This is a genomic window from Sorangium sp. So ce726, from assembly GCF_051521405.1.
Taxonomy (GTDB): domain Bacteria; phylum Myxococcota_A; class Polyangia; order Polyangiales; family Polyangiaceae; genus Sorangium.
The window spans coordinates 12,748,629-12,764,873 of record NZ_CP150349.1; the positions used below are offsets into that span (position 1 = coordinate 12,748,629).

At 70.6% G+C, this 16,245-nt stretch carries 10 protein-coding genes; 8 read left to right on the forward strand and 2 right to left on the reverse strand.

Going from position 1 to position 16,245, the window contains the following annotated elements; all coding sequences use genetic code 11:
• Positions 1–58: 58 nt before the first annotated feature.
• Positions 59–538: a hemerythrin domain-containing protein gene (locus tag WME79_RS47480; protein ID WP_437529187.1), complete on the reverse strand. Its 480-nt coding sequence runs from the start codon at positions 536–538 to the stop codon at positions 59–61.
• Between the two features lie 799 nt (positions 539–1,337).
• Here WME79_RS47480 and WME79_RS47485 point away from each other — a divergent pair.
• Genes WME79_RS47485 through WME79_RS47495 form a run of 3 tightly spaced genes read left to right on the forward strand, consistent with a single transcriptional unit; the run spans position 1,338 to position 3,850 of the window.
• Positions 1,338–2,771 carry a sigma-54-dependent transcriptional regulator gene (locus tag WME79_RS47485; RefSeq protein ID WP_437529190.1) on the forward strand — a complete coding sequence of 478 codons (1,434 nt, stop codon included), beginning with the start codon at positions 1,338–1,340 and terminating at the stop codon, positions 2,769–2,771.
• A gap of 15 nt (positions 2,772–2,786) precedes the next feature.
• The gene (locus WME79_RS47490) at positions 2,787–3,479 is read left to right on the forward strand and encodes a histidine kinase (RefSeq protein ID WP_437529193.1); all 693 of its coding nucleotides are present in this window, start codon (positions 2,787–2,789) and stop codon (positions 3,477–3,479) included.
• Positions 3,479–3,850, forward strand: a complete 372-nt coding sequence (locus WME79_RS47495) for a response regulator (RefSeq protein WP_437529195.1) — start codon at positions 3,479–3,481, stop codon at positions 3,848–3,850. Before WME79_RS47490 ends, WME79_RS47495 begins: the two co-directional genes overlap by 1 nt.
• 72 nt (positions 3,851–3,922) lie before the next feature.
• Here WME79_RS47495 and WME79_RS47500 read toward each other — a convergent pair whose 3' ends face one another.
• A complete protein-coding gene (locus WME79_RS47500) occupies positions 3,923–5,353 on the reverse strand; it encodes a helix-turn-helix domain-containing protein (protein WP_437529198.1) in 1,431 nt (476 codons plus the stop codon).
• A gap of 210 nt (positions 5,354–5,563) precedes the next feature.
• Between WME79_RS47500 and aceB the strand changes: the two genes are divergently transcribed.
• The 5 genes from aceB to WME79_RS47525 all read left to right on the forward strand — a co-directional run bounded on the left by aceB (position 5,564) and on the right by WME79_RS47525 (position 16,226).
• On the forward strand, positions 5,564–7,186 hold the full coding sequence (gene aceB, locus WME79_RS47505; RefSeq protein ID WP_437529200.1) for a malate synthase A: 1,623 nt from the start codon (positions 5,564–5,566) through the stop codon (positions 7,184–7,186).
• Positions 7,187–7,261: 75 nt separating this feature from the next.
• Positions 7,262–8,560 carry an isocitrate lyase gene (gene aceA, locus WME79_RS47510; RefSeq protein WP_272096448.1) on the forward strand — a complete coding sequence of 433 codons (1,299 nt, stop codon included), beginning with the start codon at positions 7,262–7,264 and terminating at the stop codon, positions 8,558–8,560.
• Between the two features lie 306 nt (positions 8,561–8,866).
• Positions 8,867–11,230 (forward strand): glutamine--tRNA ligase/YqeY domain fusion protein, encoded by a 2,364-nt coding sequence (locus tag WME79_RS47515; protein ID WP_437529202.1) that lies wholly within the window; start codon positions 8,867–8,869, stop codon positions 11,228–11,230.
• A 200-nt stretch (positions 11,231–11,430) separates the two neighbouring features.
• Positions 11,431–12,267, forward strand: coding sequence for a hypothetical protein (locus tag WME79_RS47520; protein ID WP_437529205.1), 837 nt, complete (start codon positions 11,431–11,433; stop codon positions 12,265–12,267).
• Positions 12,268–12,278: 11 nt separating this feature from the next.
• Complete coding sequence (locus tag WME79_RS47525) at positions 12,279–16,226, forward strand: serine/threonine-protein kinase (RefSeq protein WP_437529208.1); 3,948 nt, start codon at positions 12,279–12,281, stop codon at positions 16,224–16,226.
• The last annotated feature ends 19 nt before the right edge of the window (positions 16,227–16,245 follow it).

Here is a 16,245-nt window from a genome sequence, read left to right on the forward strand (position 1 = left end):
GAAGGCCAGAGAAGGTGGACAGACGGCGGGACGCCCGAGCACGCAGGGGCGCCGGCCGTCAGGCCGCCCTCGCTGCGCGGAGCGGGGCGTGGATCGCGGTGTGGGGGCGGCGGGAGTGGGCGATGAGCGCCTCGAAGAGCTCCAGCATCTGCCGGCCGAGGCGCTCGTTCGTGTCCTCGGTCAGCTCCGCGTCGATCCTCGGCAAGAGGTCCCGCTCCTCCTCCTCGGCGTGGTGCGTGACGAGCTCCCTCAGGGTGGCGAGCCTGGCCTTGAAGCTCGGGTCCTCCGGCGCCGTGCCGACGACGCGACGGATCTCGAACCGCGTGACCGTGTGCTCCTCGCAGGCTCCGCCGATGAGGTCCGGCTCGACGGCGAGCAGCTCCGGGAAGAGGACCACCTGCTCGGCGAGCATGTGGGCGAGGAGGTGCTTGGTCAGCTCGTCCGTCGCTCGCCGGACATCGCCTGGGGTCGAGAGGACCAGATCGAACAGCCTCTCGGCTTCGCGGTGTTGCCCCTTCAAGAGCTGTGTCGCCTTCATGCATTCTCCTCTCAAGGACAGGACGTTAGGTTGTTGTTCATCGAGGTAGATAGGTTGTCGTTCATCGAGGTGGAAAAGGAGCTCGTCGCTCTCGCTCGCTCGCGACCAGCTCACGCGACGGCCTCGGCCGAGGGCTCGCGGCGGCGCGCCGAGCCTTCAGCGAGGTGACATTGCGCCGTCGCGCAGCGCGCGCAGCGTCAGCGGCAAGGCCCGCGATCGCGCGAGCCGCCCTCCAGCCCCCTCTCCTGCATGAGGCGCAGTCAAGCAATCACCGTGCCGATTAGGTTTATTCCGGATGCCAAGAGACGCTGGATGCTGGACAGGGAATACCGATGTGGAATTTCGCCTCTCGTCACGGCTCTCGGGGCTCGGGCGGACTCGGCTGCTGGCGGGAGGCGGAGTCGTCTGATCGAGAGAGGCGCACGGCGCCCGCGGGAGACCGCGACGACGCCTCGCCCCGTGGCCCGCCGGAGGCGCGCGACACGCACCGCGAAGGAGGCGCGCTGCCGGCCTGCGCCGATCCGTGGAGGATCGGCGGGTCGGTAAGTCCCCGACCGGCGATGGCGCCTCGGGCGCAGCGGCGCTCGCTGGCCCCCGTCGGCGGCGGAGCGCTCGCCCGCTGCGCGCGGCCGGCGCCATCCAGGATGGGGCAAGAACGCGCACCTGTGGCGAAACGTCACGTTCGAAGGGCGCCGGTGAGGAGCGGACTGGGCTTGATGGCGCGGACTCTCCGTGGCACGTTCCCTGCAACTGCAGGCAGCGGTCGACCTTTAGAAGAGCTGCCGGGGAAGGACACGCGATGAGCGGCAGGATACTCGTCGTCGACGACGACGAAGCGACGTGTGATCTGGTCGAAGCCCTCCTCAAGAGGCAGGAGTTCTCCGTCGCGGCGCGCACTTCGGCCAAGAGCGCGCTCGAGCTGGTGAGCGAGGACGATTTCGACGTCGTGTTGACCGACGTCGGCATGAGCGAGATGAGCGGTCTGGAGCTCTGCGAGCGCATCCTCGGCGCCCGCCCCGACATGCTCGTCATCGTCATGACGGCGCTCGGGAGCATGGAGACCGCCATCTCCTCCATGCGCGCCGGGGCGTTCGACTTCGTCACGAAGCCGCTCGACGCGAACCTCCTTGGCCTGACGGTCTCCCGCGCCGTCCAGCATCGGCGCCTCCGCTCGGAGGTGAAGCGCCTGCGTGAGGCGGCCCACGATGTCCAGCAGACCAAGGGCCTCGTCGGGCGCAGCCCTGCGATGAAGCGCGTCTACGATCTGATCGGGCGCGTGGCGCGCAGCGACGCCTCGGTCCTCGTGCACGGCGAGACGGGCACCGGCAAGGAGCTCATCGCTCGGGCGATCCACGAGGCCAGCGGCCGGTCCGGCCCCTTCGTGGCGGTCAACTGCGCCGCGGTGCCCCAGGCGCTCCTCGAGAGCGAGCTCTTCGGCCATGCGCGCGGCGCCTTCACCGACGCCAAGACCCAGCGCACCGGCCTGTTCCTGGAGGCCAGCGGCGGCACCATCTTCCTCGACGAGATCGGCGAGATGCCCCTCGAGGTCCAGCCGAAGCTGCTCCGCGCGCTGCAGGAGCGCAAGGTGCGGCCGGTGGGCTCGAACGCCGAGATCCCCTTCGACGCGCGCATCGTGACGGCGACGAACCGCGATCTCGAGACCGAGGTGTACGAGAAGCGGTTCCGCGAGGACCTCTACTACCGGGTCAACGTCGTGAAGATCGACCTGCCGCCCCTGCGCGAGCGCGGCACGGACGTGCTCCACCTCGCGATGCACTTCCTCGAGAAGTTCTCGTCCCGCAGCAGCAAGGGCGTGCTCTCGCTCTCGACCGCGGCCGCGGAGAAGCTCACGGCGTACAACTGGCCGGGCAACGTGCGCGAGCTCGAGAACAGCATCGAGCGCGCGGTGGCGCTGGCTCGCTTCGAGCAGATCACGGTCGAGGACCTGCCGGAGAAGGTCCAGGCCTACCGGCCCGACCGCTTCGTCGTCGCCGTCGACGAGCCGGCGGAGATCATGACGATGGACGAGCTCGAGAAGCGCTACATCAAGCGCGTGCTCGCGCTCGTCGGCGGCAACAAATCGCGCGCCGCCCAGATGCTCGGGTTCGACCGGCGGACGCTCTACCGCAAGCTGGAGCGTTACGGGGAGCAGGACGGCTCGGGCGGGGACGAGGGCCCAGACAAGGACAAGGCGTCCTCTTCGCCGGGCTCGGCGAGCTCCTCGTTGAGCTGAGGCGAGGCGTAACGAATGAGTGAAAAGGCGCTGTCCGACTCGATTTACAAGCTGTTCGCGCGCGCGGGGCACGACGTCCGCGGGCCCGCCGGGGTGGTGGCCACCGCGCTCAACGAGCTGGAGATCGCCCTCGGGGGCGAGGCCACCGCCCAGAACGCGGCGTACTTCACCATGGCGCGGCGGGGCGTGCGCCGCCTGCTGCGCCTCGCCGACCGCTACACCGCCGCGTCCGAGCTGCCGCGGCAGCCCGACGCCCCAGCGCAGCCGCTCGACCTCGAGGCGCTCGTCCAGAAGGCCGTCGCGGAGGCGTCGTTCGTCTATGGGCGGCGCGACGTCACGGTCGCGCTCGACCTCGCCCCCCTGCGCGGCTTCGCGCACGCCGCCTCGATGACGGCGGCGCTCTCGGACGCGCTCATGCTCGCCCTGAACGTAGCCCGCGCGCGGGTCGTCGTGGCGCTCGCGGCCCGCGGCGATCGCGCGCGGGTGGTGCTCACGAGCGACTCGAGCACGGCCTCGGTGGAGAAGCTCTTCGAGGCCGCGCTCTCGCCGGACGCGGATCCGCTCGCCGACGGCGGGCTGCCCGTCCGGGTGATCGACGGCGTGCTCAAGGCGCACGGCGGCGAGGCGCGGGCCGACCGCGTCGGCGCGGAGACGCAGATCACCCTGGAGTGGCCGCTGAACGCGGCCGACCGCAAGGCGGGGGCCTGATGAGCGCAGAGCTGCCGCAGGTGCTGGTGCTCGACGACGACGACGACACGGCGGCGCTGCTCGGCATGGCGCTCCGCCGCCGCGGCTTCCGCGTGCTCGTGGCGCGCTCGTGCGAGGAAGGGCGCTCGATGCTCGCCGGGAGCGCGGTCGATGCCCTGGTGACGGACGTGTCGCTCCCCGATGGCAGCGGCGTCGAGCTGGTCGCGTCGCTCGCGGACAGGCCACGGGCGGTGATCGTCGTGAGCGGATTCGGCGGGGACGACGACCGCGAGAAGAGCCGGACGGCCGGCGCTCATGCGCACATGGTCAAGCCCATCGACGTGGCCCGGCTCGTGGCCACGCTCAACGAGCTGCTCGGGCGGCCCAGCTGAGCGGGCCGCCGGCGATCCCGCGCTGCGCGCTGGCCACCCTGGCGCGCGGCGCAGGGCGGTCGCGGGCTCGCCTCACTTGTCGACCGACGCGTAGAACGAGACGCCCCGCCGGTTCTCGTCGAGGCGGAGCGGGTGCTGCAGCGCTGGCAGCGCGCGCTGGGCGCAATCGAGGCGCTCGCAGGTCCGGCACGTGACGCCGACGGGCACGGCCGCGCCGATGTTGTCCAGGTCGATCCCGTCGGCATAGACGAGCTCGCGGGCATAGCGGACGTCGCAGCCCATGCCGATCGACTGCACCGTGTGGGGGACGTGGTAGCCGCCGCGGTCGCTGCGCACGGTGCGCGCGATGCAGAAGTAGACGGCGCCGTCGGGCATCTGCGAGAGCTGGATCCGGATCATGCCGGGCGTCATCAGGGCGGCGTGGACGTTCCAGCGGGGACACGCGCCGCTGAACCGCGCGAACCGTATGCCGGAGCCGCTGAAGCGCTTCGAGATGTTGCCCGCGATGTCGATGCGGACCATGTGCATCGGCACCCCCTCGGCGCCCGGGCGGCGGAGCGTCGTCAGACGATGGCACACCTGCTCGAAGCTCGTGCCGAACCGGTGCGCGAGGAGCTCGATGTCGTAGCGCTCGGCGCGCGCCGCCTCCAGGAACGGCAGGTACGGCATGAGGATCGCGGCCGCGAAGTAGTTGGCCAGCGCGACGCGGGCGAGCGCGCGGGACTCCGGGGTCGTGAGGTTCTCGTCGCGCAGGATGCGGTCGATGGCCGTCGATTGCGTCAAGAGGCCGAGCTGGTGCGCGAGCTGGAACCGGCGGCTCCGGGGCGGCAGCACCTCGGAGATGCTCAGCACGCGCCTGTCGGGGTCGTATCGCCGCATCGCCTGGCGCTCGTCCGCGACCCGGACGATGCGCACCTCGATGCCGCGCGTCGCGTGGAGGTACCGGACGAGGCCGCGGTAGACGTCGTCGGCGTCGAGCTCCGCCTCGCGCCAGAGCGCCTCGGCGCCTTCCTCGAGCTCCGAGAAATGGTTCATCCGGCGCTGGATGAGATCGCTGACCTCCTCGGACGGTAGCCGCGAGTTGTCGACCCCGACGAACCCGTCCCCCGCCAGCCGCTCTCCCAGCGTATCCAGCGATTCGCGCGTCGTCGCGTAGCTCCGGTAAAGCGTGAGCACCGCGCGCGCGACGTTCGGGGACGCCGCGACGAGCTCGCGCAGATCCGCGTTCGTCAGCCCGTGGCTCTCGAAGATGGGATCGCCGAACACCTCGTGGAGATCGGCTGTGAGCCGGACGTCCTCTTCCGACGCGAAGTTCTGGAGGTCGAGCTGGAATATCTGGGCGAGCCGGATGAGCAGCGGCGCAGTCAGCGGACGCCGGTTGTTCTCTATCAAGTTCAGATAGCTCGCCGAGACACCGAGGCGCTCCGCCAGATCGACCTGCGTCATGTGCTCGCGACGCCGGAGCGCGCGGACCTTGGCTCCGAGAAGAGGTGCATCGGCCATGGGGACCCTCCCGACGTGACCAGGACAACCTGGATGAAATGTAGGCGCAGCTCGCCTGGTGGAAATTTACAATAGTTTACACGTTGACACGCTGTAAAGCCCTTTCGTCTACATCGTTATCCGCCTGCATTTCAGAGCGAAGTTGACGCTGAAACCTCGTCGACAAACATAGGTTGCTTGTAACGACGCGCAGCGTTGCAGGAGATGTGGATGAGCCAGAATCATGAGACCGCAAGCGTCCGCTTGCTCGCTCCTCGGGTCGGGGGCGACGAGTCCGTCCTCACGCCAGAGGCCCTTCGGTTCCTTTCCGGTCTTGGGCGCAAGTTTGCTGACCGGGTACCGGCCCTGCTCGCCCGGCGGCGCGCTGTGCAAGAGCGGCTGGACGCGGGCCATCGGTTCGATTTTCTCCCCGAGACGCGGGATGTGCGCGAGGGCGACTGGACGGTGGCGCCGCTGCCCGAGGACCTCCTCGACCGGCGCGTGGAGATCACGGGTCCGGTCGATCCCAAGATGATCATCAACGCGCTGAACTCGGGCGCGAGCGTGTTCATGGCCGATTTCGAGGACGCCACGTCGCCCACGTGGAAGAACCTCATCGAGGGTCAAGCGGCGCTGAGGCTCGCGGCGCGGCGCGAGCTCCGTTACGAGGACCCGGCGACCGGCAAGCGTTACGCCCTCGGAGACAGGCTGGCGACCCTGCTCGTGCGCCCGCGCGGCTGGCATCTCCCCGAGAAGCACGTCGAGCTCGACGGCAAGCCGCTGCCAGGCGGGCTCTTCGATTTCGGACTCTATTTCTTCCACAATGCGCGTGAGCTCGTCCGCCGCGGTACCGGGCCTTACTTCTATCTGCCGAAGATGGAGAGTCACCTGGAGGCGCGCCTCTGGAACGACGTCTTCGTGTTCGCGCAAGAGGCGCTGGGCCTGCCCGTCGGTACGATCAAGGCCACGGTCCTCATCGAGACGCTGCCCGCGGCGTTCGAGATGGACGAGATCCTCCACGAGCTCCGGCAGCACTCGGCCGGCCTGAACTGCGGTCGCTGGGACTACATCTTCAGCTTCATCAAGAGGCTCCGGAACGACCCGGCCTGCGTGATGCCGGACCGCTCGCAGGTGACGATGGAGCAGCATTTCCTGCGCTCGTACACGCAGCTGCTCGTGAAGACGTGCCATCGCCGCGGCGTCCACGCGATGGGCGGCATGGCGGCGCAGATCCCGATCAAGAGCGATCCCGAGGCGAACCGCGCGGCGCTCGACAAGGTGCGCGCCGACAAGCTGCGGGAGGTGAAGGACGGACACGACGGCACCTGGGTCGCTCACCCGGGGCTCGTGCCGCTCGCGCGCGAGGTGTTCGACGCGCATATGCCCGCTGCGAACCAGATCGAGCGGAAGCGCGAGGACGTCCGCGTCTCGGCGGCCGACCTGCTGCGCGTCCCGGCGGGCGCGCGCACCGAGGCCGGCCTGCGCCATAACATCCGGGTCGGCGTCCAGTACCTCGAGGCGTGGATCAGCGGCCTCGGCTGCGTCCCGCTCTACAACCTGATGGAGGACGCGGCCACCGCGGAGATCTCCCGCACCCAGGTCTGGCAATGGATCCGCCACAGGGCGACGCTCGACGACGGCCAGCCGCTCACCGTGGAGCGCTTCCGCGCGGCGGTGGACAGCGAGATGGCCGCCCTCCGCGGCGCGCTCGGCCCGGCGCGCTTCGACGGCGGCCGATTCGCCGAGGCGCGCGCGCTGTTCGAGCGGCTGTCGATCGGAGAGACCTTCGAGGAGTTCCTCACGCTGCCTGCTTACGAGCTCTTGATCTCCAGCCCTGGAGAGCAGCGCTCGTGACGCCCGGCGCGCTTCGTTTGACGTCAACACAGCGGCCGCTGCCGCCCCCAACCCCAACGCATTAGGAGCCCAGTCATGTCCGCTGCTTTCCCGCTGAACACGCCGATCTCCGCCGACTCCCTGCACGCGCCGCCGAGCGACACCGTCCCGGGCCGGTGGAGCGGCATCGTCCGCCCGTACTCCGAGGCGGACGTCGCGCGCCTCCGCGGCACCGTCCGTATCGACTACACGCTCGCGACCCTCGGCGCCAAGCGGCTCTGGAACCTGATGCACTCCGAGCCCTACGTGGCGGCGCTCGGCGCCCTCACCGGCAACCAGGCGATGCAGCAGGTCCGGGCCGGGCTCAAGGCCATCTACCTGAGCGGGTGGCAGGTGGCGGCCGACAACAACGAGGCCGGGACCATGTACCCCGACCAGAGCCTGTACCCGGCGAACAGCGTCCCGACGCTCGTGCGCCGCATCAACCAGGCGCTCCTCCGCGCCGACCAGATCGAGAACGCCGAGGGCAAGGCGGGGCGCTACTGGCTCGCGCCCATCATGGCCGACGCGGAGGCGGGCTTCGGCGGACCGCTCAACGCGTTCGAGCTGATGAAGGCCATGATCGAGGCGGGCGCCTCGGGCGTTCACTTCGAGGACCAGCTCGCCTCCGAGAAGAAGTGCGGGCACATGGGCGGCAAGGTCCTCGTCCCGACCAGCCAGTTCATCCGCACCCTCATCGCGGCCCGCCTCGCCAGCGACGTCATGGGCGTGCCGACCGTCCTCGTGGCCCGCACGGACGCCGACAGCGCCAAGCTGATCACGTCCGACGTCGACCCGCGCGACAAGCCGTTCGTCACGGGGGAGCGCACGCCCGAGGGCTTCTTCGTGCTGAAGGGCGGCCTCGAGGCGGCCATCGCGCGCGGGCTCGCGTATGCGCCCTACGCGGACCTCGTCTGGTGCGAGACCTCGACGCCGGACCTCGATCAGGCGAAGCGCTTCGCGGAGGGCATCCACAAGCAGTTCCCGGGCAAGCTGCTCGCTTACAACTGTTCGCCTTCGTTCAACTGGAAGAAGCACCTCGACGACGCGACGATCGCGCGGTTCCAGCGCGAGCTCGGCGCGATGGGGTACAAGTTCCAGTTCGTGACCCTCGCCGGGTTCCACTCGCTGAATCACAGCATGTTCGAGCTCGCCCGCCAGTACCAGCGCCGCGGGATGGCGGCGTACTCCGAGCTCCAGCAGGCCGAGTTCGCCGGCGAGCAGTTCGGCTACAGCGCGACCCGCCACCAGCGCGAGGTCGGGACGGGCTACTTCGACGAGGTCGCCCAGGTGATCTCGGGCGGCGCAGCGTCCACGCTGGCCCTGCACGAGTCCACCGAGGCCGCCCAGTTCTGAGCGCCCGCGCAGGCGTGTGCCGTCCGTCGCGCACGCCCGCGTCTGTCCGCGCGGCTCCCCCCGCCGCCCCGCCCGCGCGGCGCCCGCCCGCCGCCGCGTAGTCCGGTCCCGGCCCTGCCCGCGCCGCGTCTCTGCCCCGTCTGCCCGCGGACCCCGTCCGCGCCGCGTCTCCCCCTCCGCTCCTCGCGAAGCGCCCGTCCTTGCGGGCGCCGCGCCGGGCGGGCGCCGTCTCCGCGGTGGCCCGGCGGGTGCCGTTTGAGTAGGCTCGGCGCGGGCGGCGCCGCCCGAGCCGAGGTGAAAAGAGCTGTGACAACGCAGAGCCCCAGAGCGAGCGACGCTGACAGCAGCGTCGCCGCGTCCAACTTCATCCGCAACATCATCGCCGAAGACCTCGCTGCCGGCAGGCACACGCGGGTCGTGACCCGGTTCCCGCCCGAGCCGAACGGCTACCTGCACATCGGACATGCGAAGTCGATCCTGCTCAATTTCGGGCTGGCGGCAGACTTCGGGGGCGCGTGTCACATGCGCTTCGACGACACGAACCCGGCCGCCGAGGACATGGAGTACGTGGAGTCGATCCTGCGGGACGTGCGCTGGCTCGGCGGCGACTGGGGCGACAAGCTCTTCTTCGCGTCGGACTACTTCGAGCGGCTTTACGCCTTCGCGGTGGAGCTCATCCAGAAGGGCAGCGCCTATGTGTGCAGCCTGAGCGAGGCAGAGACCCGCGAGCTCCGCGGCACCGTCACGGAGCCCGGTCGGGAGAGCCCCTACAGGAACAGGTCCGTTGCGGAGAGCCTGGATCTCTTCGCCCGGATGAGAGCAGGGGAGTTCCCGGAGGGCGCGCACGTGCTCAGGGCCAAGATCGACATGGCCGCTCCCAACATGAAGATGCGCGATCCGCCGATCTACCGCATCAAGCGCGCGCGCCACTACCGGACGGGCGACGCGTGGTGCGTCTACCCGCTCTACGACTTTGCTCACAGCCTCTCCGACGCGATCGAGGGGATCACCCACTCGATCTGCACGCTGGAGTTCGAGAACAACCGGGAGCTGTACGACTGGATCATCGAGCACCTCGATGTCCCGTCCCGCCCTCGCCAGTACGAGTTCGCTCGGCTCAACCTGAGCTACACGGTGATGAGCAAGCGAAAGCTGCTCGCGCTCGTGAAGGGCGGGCTGGTGACGGGCTGGGACGACCCGCGCATGCCCACCATCGCCGGCCTCCGGCGCCGCGGGGTGACGCCCGAGGCCATCCGCTCGTTCTGCGAGGAGATCGGCGTCGCCAAGACGAACAGCATGGTGGACATCGCCAAGTTCGAGTCGTGCGTCCGCGACGACCTGAACCTCCGCGCCCCGCGCGTCATGGCGGTGCTGCGCCCCCTCCGGGTCGTCCTGGAGAATTACCCCGAGGGGCAGGTCGAGGAGATCGACGCGCCCTACTGGCCGGAGGACGTGCCGAGGGAAGGCTCTCGCAAGGTTCCCCTGTCCCGGGTGCTCTACATCGAGCGCGACGACTTCCTCGAGGACCCCCCCAAGAAGTGGTTCCGGCTGGCGCCCGGGCAGCAGGTGCGGCTCCGCTACGCCGGGTTCATCACCTGTCGCGACGTGGTGAGAGATGAGGCCACAGGGGAGGTCGTCGAGCTCCGCTGCACGTACGATCGCCCCACGAAGAGCGGTGAGGCGCCCGACGGTCGCAAGCCCAAGGGAACGTTGCACTGGGTCTCGGCCGCCCACGCGCTCACCGTCGAGGTCCGGCTCTACGACCGGCTCTTCGCGGTCGAGCGGCCCGACGCGGTCGAAGAGGGAAAGGATTTTCTGGAGAACTTGAATCCTGGTTCGCTGGTTGTCCTGAGCGGGTGTCAGGTGGAACCGAGCCTGTCCACGGTCGAGAAGGGGAGCCATGTCCAGTTCGAGCGCCAGGGGTTCTTCTTCGTGGATCCCGTCGATTCCGCGGCCGGCGCGCCCGTCTTCAACCGCACGGTGGCGCTCAAGGACTCGTGGTCGAGGCTCTCGGCCGAGAAGCCCGCTCGGGCCGCCGCCGAGCCCGCGCCCGAGCGCCCGGCCGCGAAGGCGCCGCCGCCAGAGCCTCGGCGCGAGCGCGCGCCCTTCGAGGAGCGCCTCGCGCGGCTCGACCCGGCGCGGGCCGAGAAGGCCAGACATCTCATCGATACACGTGGGATACCGGGCGATGACGCGGTTGTCCTGGCCGACGACGACGGCCTCCTCCGGCTCTTCGAGGAGACGGTCGCCGTGCACGACAACCCCCGGGGCGCCGCCAACTGGGTCATCCACTCGCTCGCCCGCGAGCTGAAGGACCGGAAGACAGGCGACCTCCCCGTCTCGGGAGCGCAGCTCGGCGAGCTCCTGGCGCTGATCGATGACGGGACGATTTCCGGGAAGATCGCAAAAGACGTCCTTGCTGAGATAATGCAGCAAGGCGGTAGCCCGAAGGCGATCGTCGCGCAGCGAGGGCTCCGGCAGGTCGCCGACGAAGGCGCCCTGGAGCGCATCGTCGACCAGATCATCGCCGGTCATCCAGGCGAGGTTTCCCGCTTCCGCGCGGGGAATTCGAAGCTGATCGGGTTCTTCGTCGGTCAGGTCATGAAGGCCTCCGGCGGTAAGGCGAACCCCGACCTGGTCAATACGCTGCTGGCCAGGAAGCTGGCGTAAATCTCCCACCCACGCGCTGTTTCGCTTCCCCCCCGACGCGGGGTGCGCCCGAGTGCTGCGCTCTGCGTTATCCCACTCCCGGCACCTGACTACGTGACGTGTGTCATGGTGGTGTGGAGAAAGAGGAGAAGGATGTCCAGCAAAATGTCCATAAATTAATTGAACTTGATAGCTGGAGTGGTGTAGATCTGATTGGTACTATGGAATCTGCACGCCAGTTCGCTCTCCTCGCTTGCGTGGCTGTGTCGTTCTCGCAGGTCGCTTGCATCGCGTCTGCCGAGCTCGAAGGGGAGGATGAGGCGGTGGCGGAGGTCCAGCAGGACGTCACGATTCACAACGCGCTGACGGCCAACGCGCTGACCGCCAACGCGTTGACTGCCAACGCGTTGACCGCCAACGCGCTGACGGCCAATGCGTTGACGGCCAACGCGCTGACCGCCAACTCGCTGACGAGAGGCGCGCTCCGTGATCCCGAGTCGAGGGAGCTCCTCAGCTTCATTGTGAGCTGCGCTCTCCCCGAGGACGAGCGCGTCGAGGTCAAGGTCGATGGGGTGTCCTACAGCTTCGACGGGGATCTCGGCCTCGCGCCCGAGTGGGGCAAGAAGCGCGGCTCGTGTGATGAAAGCTGCCAGGGGTGGGTCTCCGCGTGCCTTCTCGCGCGCGTGAACTACCGGGGCGAGCACGTCATGATCTCGCTCCGCGGAAAGAACCAAGCGCTCTCGTCCACGAAGTGGGAGCGGTCGAGGTACGACACCCCGGAGGCGACCTACTTCGGCAACGTCTTCGGCAAGCAGCAGCGCCTCTTCGCCTGCCTCGCGCCGGGCAAGAGGTCGATCCCGCGCGTCTGCGGGCCTTCGCTCAACGACTGCCCGATCGAAGTTGTGGGTGAATGTGAGGATGTGTGCGACGGGCCGAGGCCGGACGGCAGCTTCTCGGACTGCCACGACCGTGAGCCGTTCAACCTGCCGTGCGGCAGCCATGTCTTTCCGTGGGGCACCGACCGCTACAAGGCTTCAGTGTCCGTCTTCCTCGAGTAGCATCGAGCCGTGTGGATTCCGGCGTAGTCCTCGCGAGCCGCTTCGTCGTCGAGCAGCAGGTCGCAGCCGGGGGGATGGGGACGGTCTATCGCGCGCACGACCGCCTCGACGCCCGCCCGGTCGCCCTCAAGGTCCTGCACAGCCGCGAGGCGTTCGACGTCGAGCGGTTCGAGCGCGAGTCGCAGATCCTCGCTGAGCTGAGCCACCCGGGGATCGTGCGGTACGTCGCGCACGGGCGAACCGGCGCCGGGGACCACTACCTCGCCATGGAGTGGCTGGAGGGGGAGGACCTGGCGGCGTGCCTCGCGCGCCGGCAGCTCGCGCTCGCCGAGAGCCTCGCGGTGCTGCGCAGGACGGCGGACGCGCTCGCCTTCGCGCACTCGCGCGGGATCATCCACCGCGACGTCAAGCCGAGCAACATCTTCCTCGTCGCCGGCGATGTCGGCCAGCTCAGGCTCGTCGACTTCGGGATCGCGCGCCCCGACGGGGAGTCGCGGCGGCTCACCTACACGGGCGGGATCCTCGGGACCCCGGGGTACATCGCGCCGGAGCAGATCGAGGGCGGGGGCGCCCTCGACGCGCGGGCGGACGTGTTCTCGCTCGCGTGCGTCTTCTACGAGTGCATCGCGGGCCGCCCGGCCTTCGAGGGGGCGCACGTCATGGCGGCGCTCGCCAAGCTCCTGTTCCAGCAGACGCCCCGGCTGCGCGACGTCCGCGCGGACGTCCCGGAGCCGCTGGAGCGCCTCATGGACCGGATGATGGCGAAGAACCCCGAGGACCGGCCGCGCGACTGCGGCGACGTCGGGGTCGAGCTCGCGCAGATCGCGGAGGCGCTCGACGCTTGGGCGACGCCGCGGCCCGCCACGCTGGCCTCGCCGCGCGACGCGACGATGCGCTCGGCGCGGGTCGACGGGTTCCTCACGCGCAGCGAGCAGCGGCTCGTGTCCCTCGTGCTCGCCGGCGAGCCGGACGACGTGCAGATGAGCGTCGCGGCGGCCGGCGGGGTGCCCAGCGCCTCGGACGTATCGAGCGTGCTGCAGGAGCTCTCGAGCGAGGGCCCGGGCTCCGCGGTGCCGCGCTCGGAGGTGCGGGCCGCGGTGGAGCCCTACGGCGCCCACATCACGGAGATCTCGCGAGGCTCGCTCATCGCGATCCTCGCAGGCGCCGGGAGCGCGGTGGACCGGGCCGAGCGGGCGGCGCGGTGCGCGCTCGCGCTGCGCGCGCGGTTCCCCGGCATCCCGCTCGCCGTCGCGACGGGGCGCGGGGTGTCGTCGGCGAAGCTCATCGAGGGCGACGTCATCGACCGGGGGGTGCGCGCCCTGCGGGCCGCGCACGCGGGGGCGGTCCGGCTCGACGACGTGACCGCCAGCGTGGTCGGCGGCCGCCTCAAGGTGGAGACCGACGAGAACGGGCCGTTCCTTGCGACCGAGACGGCGGCCGACGAGAGCGTCCCCGTGCTCCTCGGCAAGCCGAGCGTCTGGGTCGGCCGCATCCGCGAGCTGTCCATGCTGGAGGGCGTGTTCTCCGGGTGCGTGAGCGAGTCGCTGGCGAGCGCGGTGCTCGTGATCGGCGCGGCGGGGTCGGGGAAGTCTCGGCTCCGCCTGGAGTTCCTCACCCGGGTGCGGCGCCAGTTCGGGTCGGTGGAGATCCTCTCCGGGCGGGCTGAGTCGATGGCCGCGGGGTCTCCGTTCGGCCTCATCGCCGACGCGATCCACAAGGCGGCGGGGATGCGCGAGGGCGAGCCGGTGGAGGCCCGGCGGCGCAAGCTGACGCGCCGGCTAGGGCGCCACCTGAGCGGCGAGGCGCTGAGCCGGATCGCGGCCTTCCTGGGCGAGCTCTCGCGGACGCCGTTCCCCGACGGAGAGACGAGCGGGCTGCGCGCGGCGCGCGACAACGCGATGCTCATGGCCGACGCGACGCGCGCGGCGTGGGAGGACTGGCTCGCCGCCGAGTGCGCGGCGCAGCCGGTGCTGCTCGTGCTCGAGGACCTGCACTTCGGCGATCCGGCGACCGTGCGCCTCATCGATCAGACGCTCCGGAACCTCCGGGACCTGCCGCTCATGCTGCTCGCGCTGGCCCGGCCCGAGGTGAGCAAGCAGTTCCCCGGGCTGTGGACCGACCGGGAGGTGCAGACGATCAAGCTCGGGCCGCTGCCCGCCAAGGCGAGCGAGCGCATGGTGCGGAGCGCGCTCGGCGAGGAGACGCCCGCGGAGACGGTGGCCCGGGTCGTGGACCGGGCCGACGGCAACCCGTTCTACCTGGAGGAGCTCATCCGCGCGGTCGCGACGGGCAAGGGGGACGTGCTGCCCGACTCGGTGCTGGGCACGGTCGAGGCGCGGCTCGACGCCGAGGGGCACGAGGCGAAGCGCGTGCTTCGGGCCGCGAGCATCTTCGGCGACCGCTTCTCGAAGCTCGCGGTGGCGGCGCTGCTCGGCGGCGCGACGCGCGTGAAGGAGACCGAGACGTGGCTCGACGCGCTCGCGGCGCGGGAGCTCATCGCCCCGGTCTCGACGCCGGGGTGGCTCATCCCGACGGACTACGTGTTCCGCCACGCGATCGTGCGCGAGGCCGCGTACGCGATGCTCACGGAGCCGGACCGCGCCCTCGGCCACAAGCTGGCCGGCGAGTGGCTCGAGCGCAGCGGGCACACCGACGCGATGGCGCTCGCGGAGCACTTCCGGCGCGGCGGCGAGCCGGCGCGCGCGGTGCGGTGGTACCGGAGGGCCGCGGAGCAGGCGCTCGAGGCGAACGATCTGGCGAGCGCGCTCGCGCGCGCCGAGATGGGCGTCCAGTGCGGGGCGGCGGACGAGGAGCTCGGGCGGCTGCGGCTCGTGGAGGCCGAGATCGGCCTGTGGCAGGGGGAAGCGGTGCTCGCCGTGCAGCGCGGCACCGAGGCGGCGAGCCTCGTCCGGACGGGGAGCTCGCCGTGGTTCCGCGCCATCGGGCAGATGATCATCGCGGAGGGGAAGCTCGGCCACTTCGATCGCGTCGAGGCGTGGGCGACGCGGGCGGCCGAGGCGGCGGGCGCGATCAGCGCGCGGCTCATGTGCCTGTGCGACGCCGCGACGTTCCTGAGCTTCGGCGGCCGCTACGCGGCGGCCGACGCGCTGATCCAGATGCTCGAGGTGGTCGCGAGCGAGCCCGCCGGGCTCGAGCCGCAGGCGGCGGGGCTCTACCAGCAGGCGCGCGCGGTCCGGGCGCACACGAGGGGCGACATCGGGGCCGCGCTGAGCGGGTTCACGGCGGCGCTCGCGGCGTTCGAGCAGGCCGGCGACCGCCGGAACGCCTGCACGATCCGCTCGAACCTGGGCTTCCTGTACGGCGAGCTCGGCGACTTCGAGGTGGCCGAGTCGGCGCTCCGGACGGCGCTCGCCGCGGCGCAGCGCATGGGCCTCGACGACCTGGAGACGGCCGCGAGCCAGAACCTCGGCTACGTCATCGCCCACCTGGGGCAGCTCGAGGAGGCGAAGCTCCTCGAGCAGCGCGCCGCCGCGGCGTTCCAGCAGCAGGGCGACCGGCGCATGGAGGGCGTGACGCTGACGTACATGGCGAAGATCATGCTCCTGTCGGGCGATCCCGTGGCCGCCGAGCGCGAGGCGCGCGCCGCGGTCGAGACGCTGGCGGTGGCGCCGCCGCTCCGCGCCGCCGCCGTGGCGGTGCTCTCGCGCGCGCTGCTCGCGCAGGGCCGCCCGGAGGAGGCGCTGCCGGCGGCGCGCGAGGCGTTCGTGCAGCTCGAGGAGGCGGGCTCGCTCGAGGAGGGCGAGTCGCTGGTGCGGCTCGCCTACGCCGAGGCGCTCGCGGCGGCGGGCGCCGCGCGCGAGGCGGCGGAGGCGCTCGCCGTCGCGCGCGAGCACCTGCTCAACCGCGCGGCGAAGATCAGCGACGAGGCCGTTCGGGAGAGGTTCTTGACGTGCGTGCCCGACAACGCGAAGACCCTCGCCCTCGCCGCCGCCGGGTGACATTTCACGGGGCGGCGGC

Coding starts and splice junctions, on each gene's coding strand:
- WME79_RS47500 (WP_437529198.1), bottom strand. CDS start 5,353: ATGGCCGATGCACCTCTTCTCGGAGCCAAGGTCCGCGCGCTCCGGCGT.
- aceA (WP_272096448.1), top strand. CDS start 7,262: ATGTCCGCTGCTTTCCCGCTGAACACGCCGATCTCCGCCGACTCCCTG.
- WME79_RS47480 (WP_437529187.1), bottom strand. CDS start 538: ATGAAGGCGACACAGCTCTTGAAGGGGCAACACCGCGAAGCCGAGAGG.
- WME79_RS47520 (WP_437529205.1), top strand. CDS start 11,431: ATGGAATCTGCACGCCAGTTCGCTCTCCTCGCTTGCGTGGCTGTGTCG.
- WME79_RS47495 (WP_437529195.1), top strand. CDS start 3,479: ATGAGCGCAGAGCTGCCGCAGGTGCTGGTGCTCGACGACGACGACGAC.
- WME79_RS47490 (WP_437529193.1), top strand. CDS start 2,787: ATGAGTGAAAAGGCGCTGTCCGACTCGATTTACAAGCTGTTCGCGCGC.
- aceB (WP_437529200.1), top strand. CDS start 5,564: ATGAGCCAGAATCATGAGACCGCAAGCGTCCGCTTGCTCGCTCCTCGG.
- WME79_RS47485 (WP_437529190.1), top strand. CDS start 1,338: ATGAGCGGCAGGATACTCGTCGTCGACGACGACGAAGCGACGTGTGAT.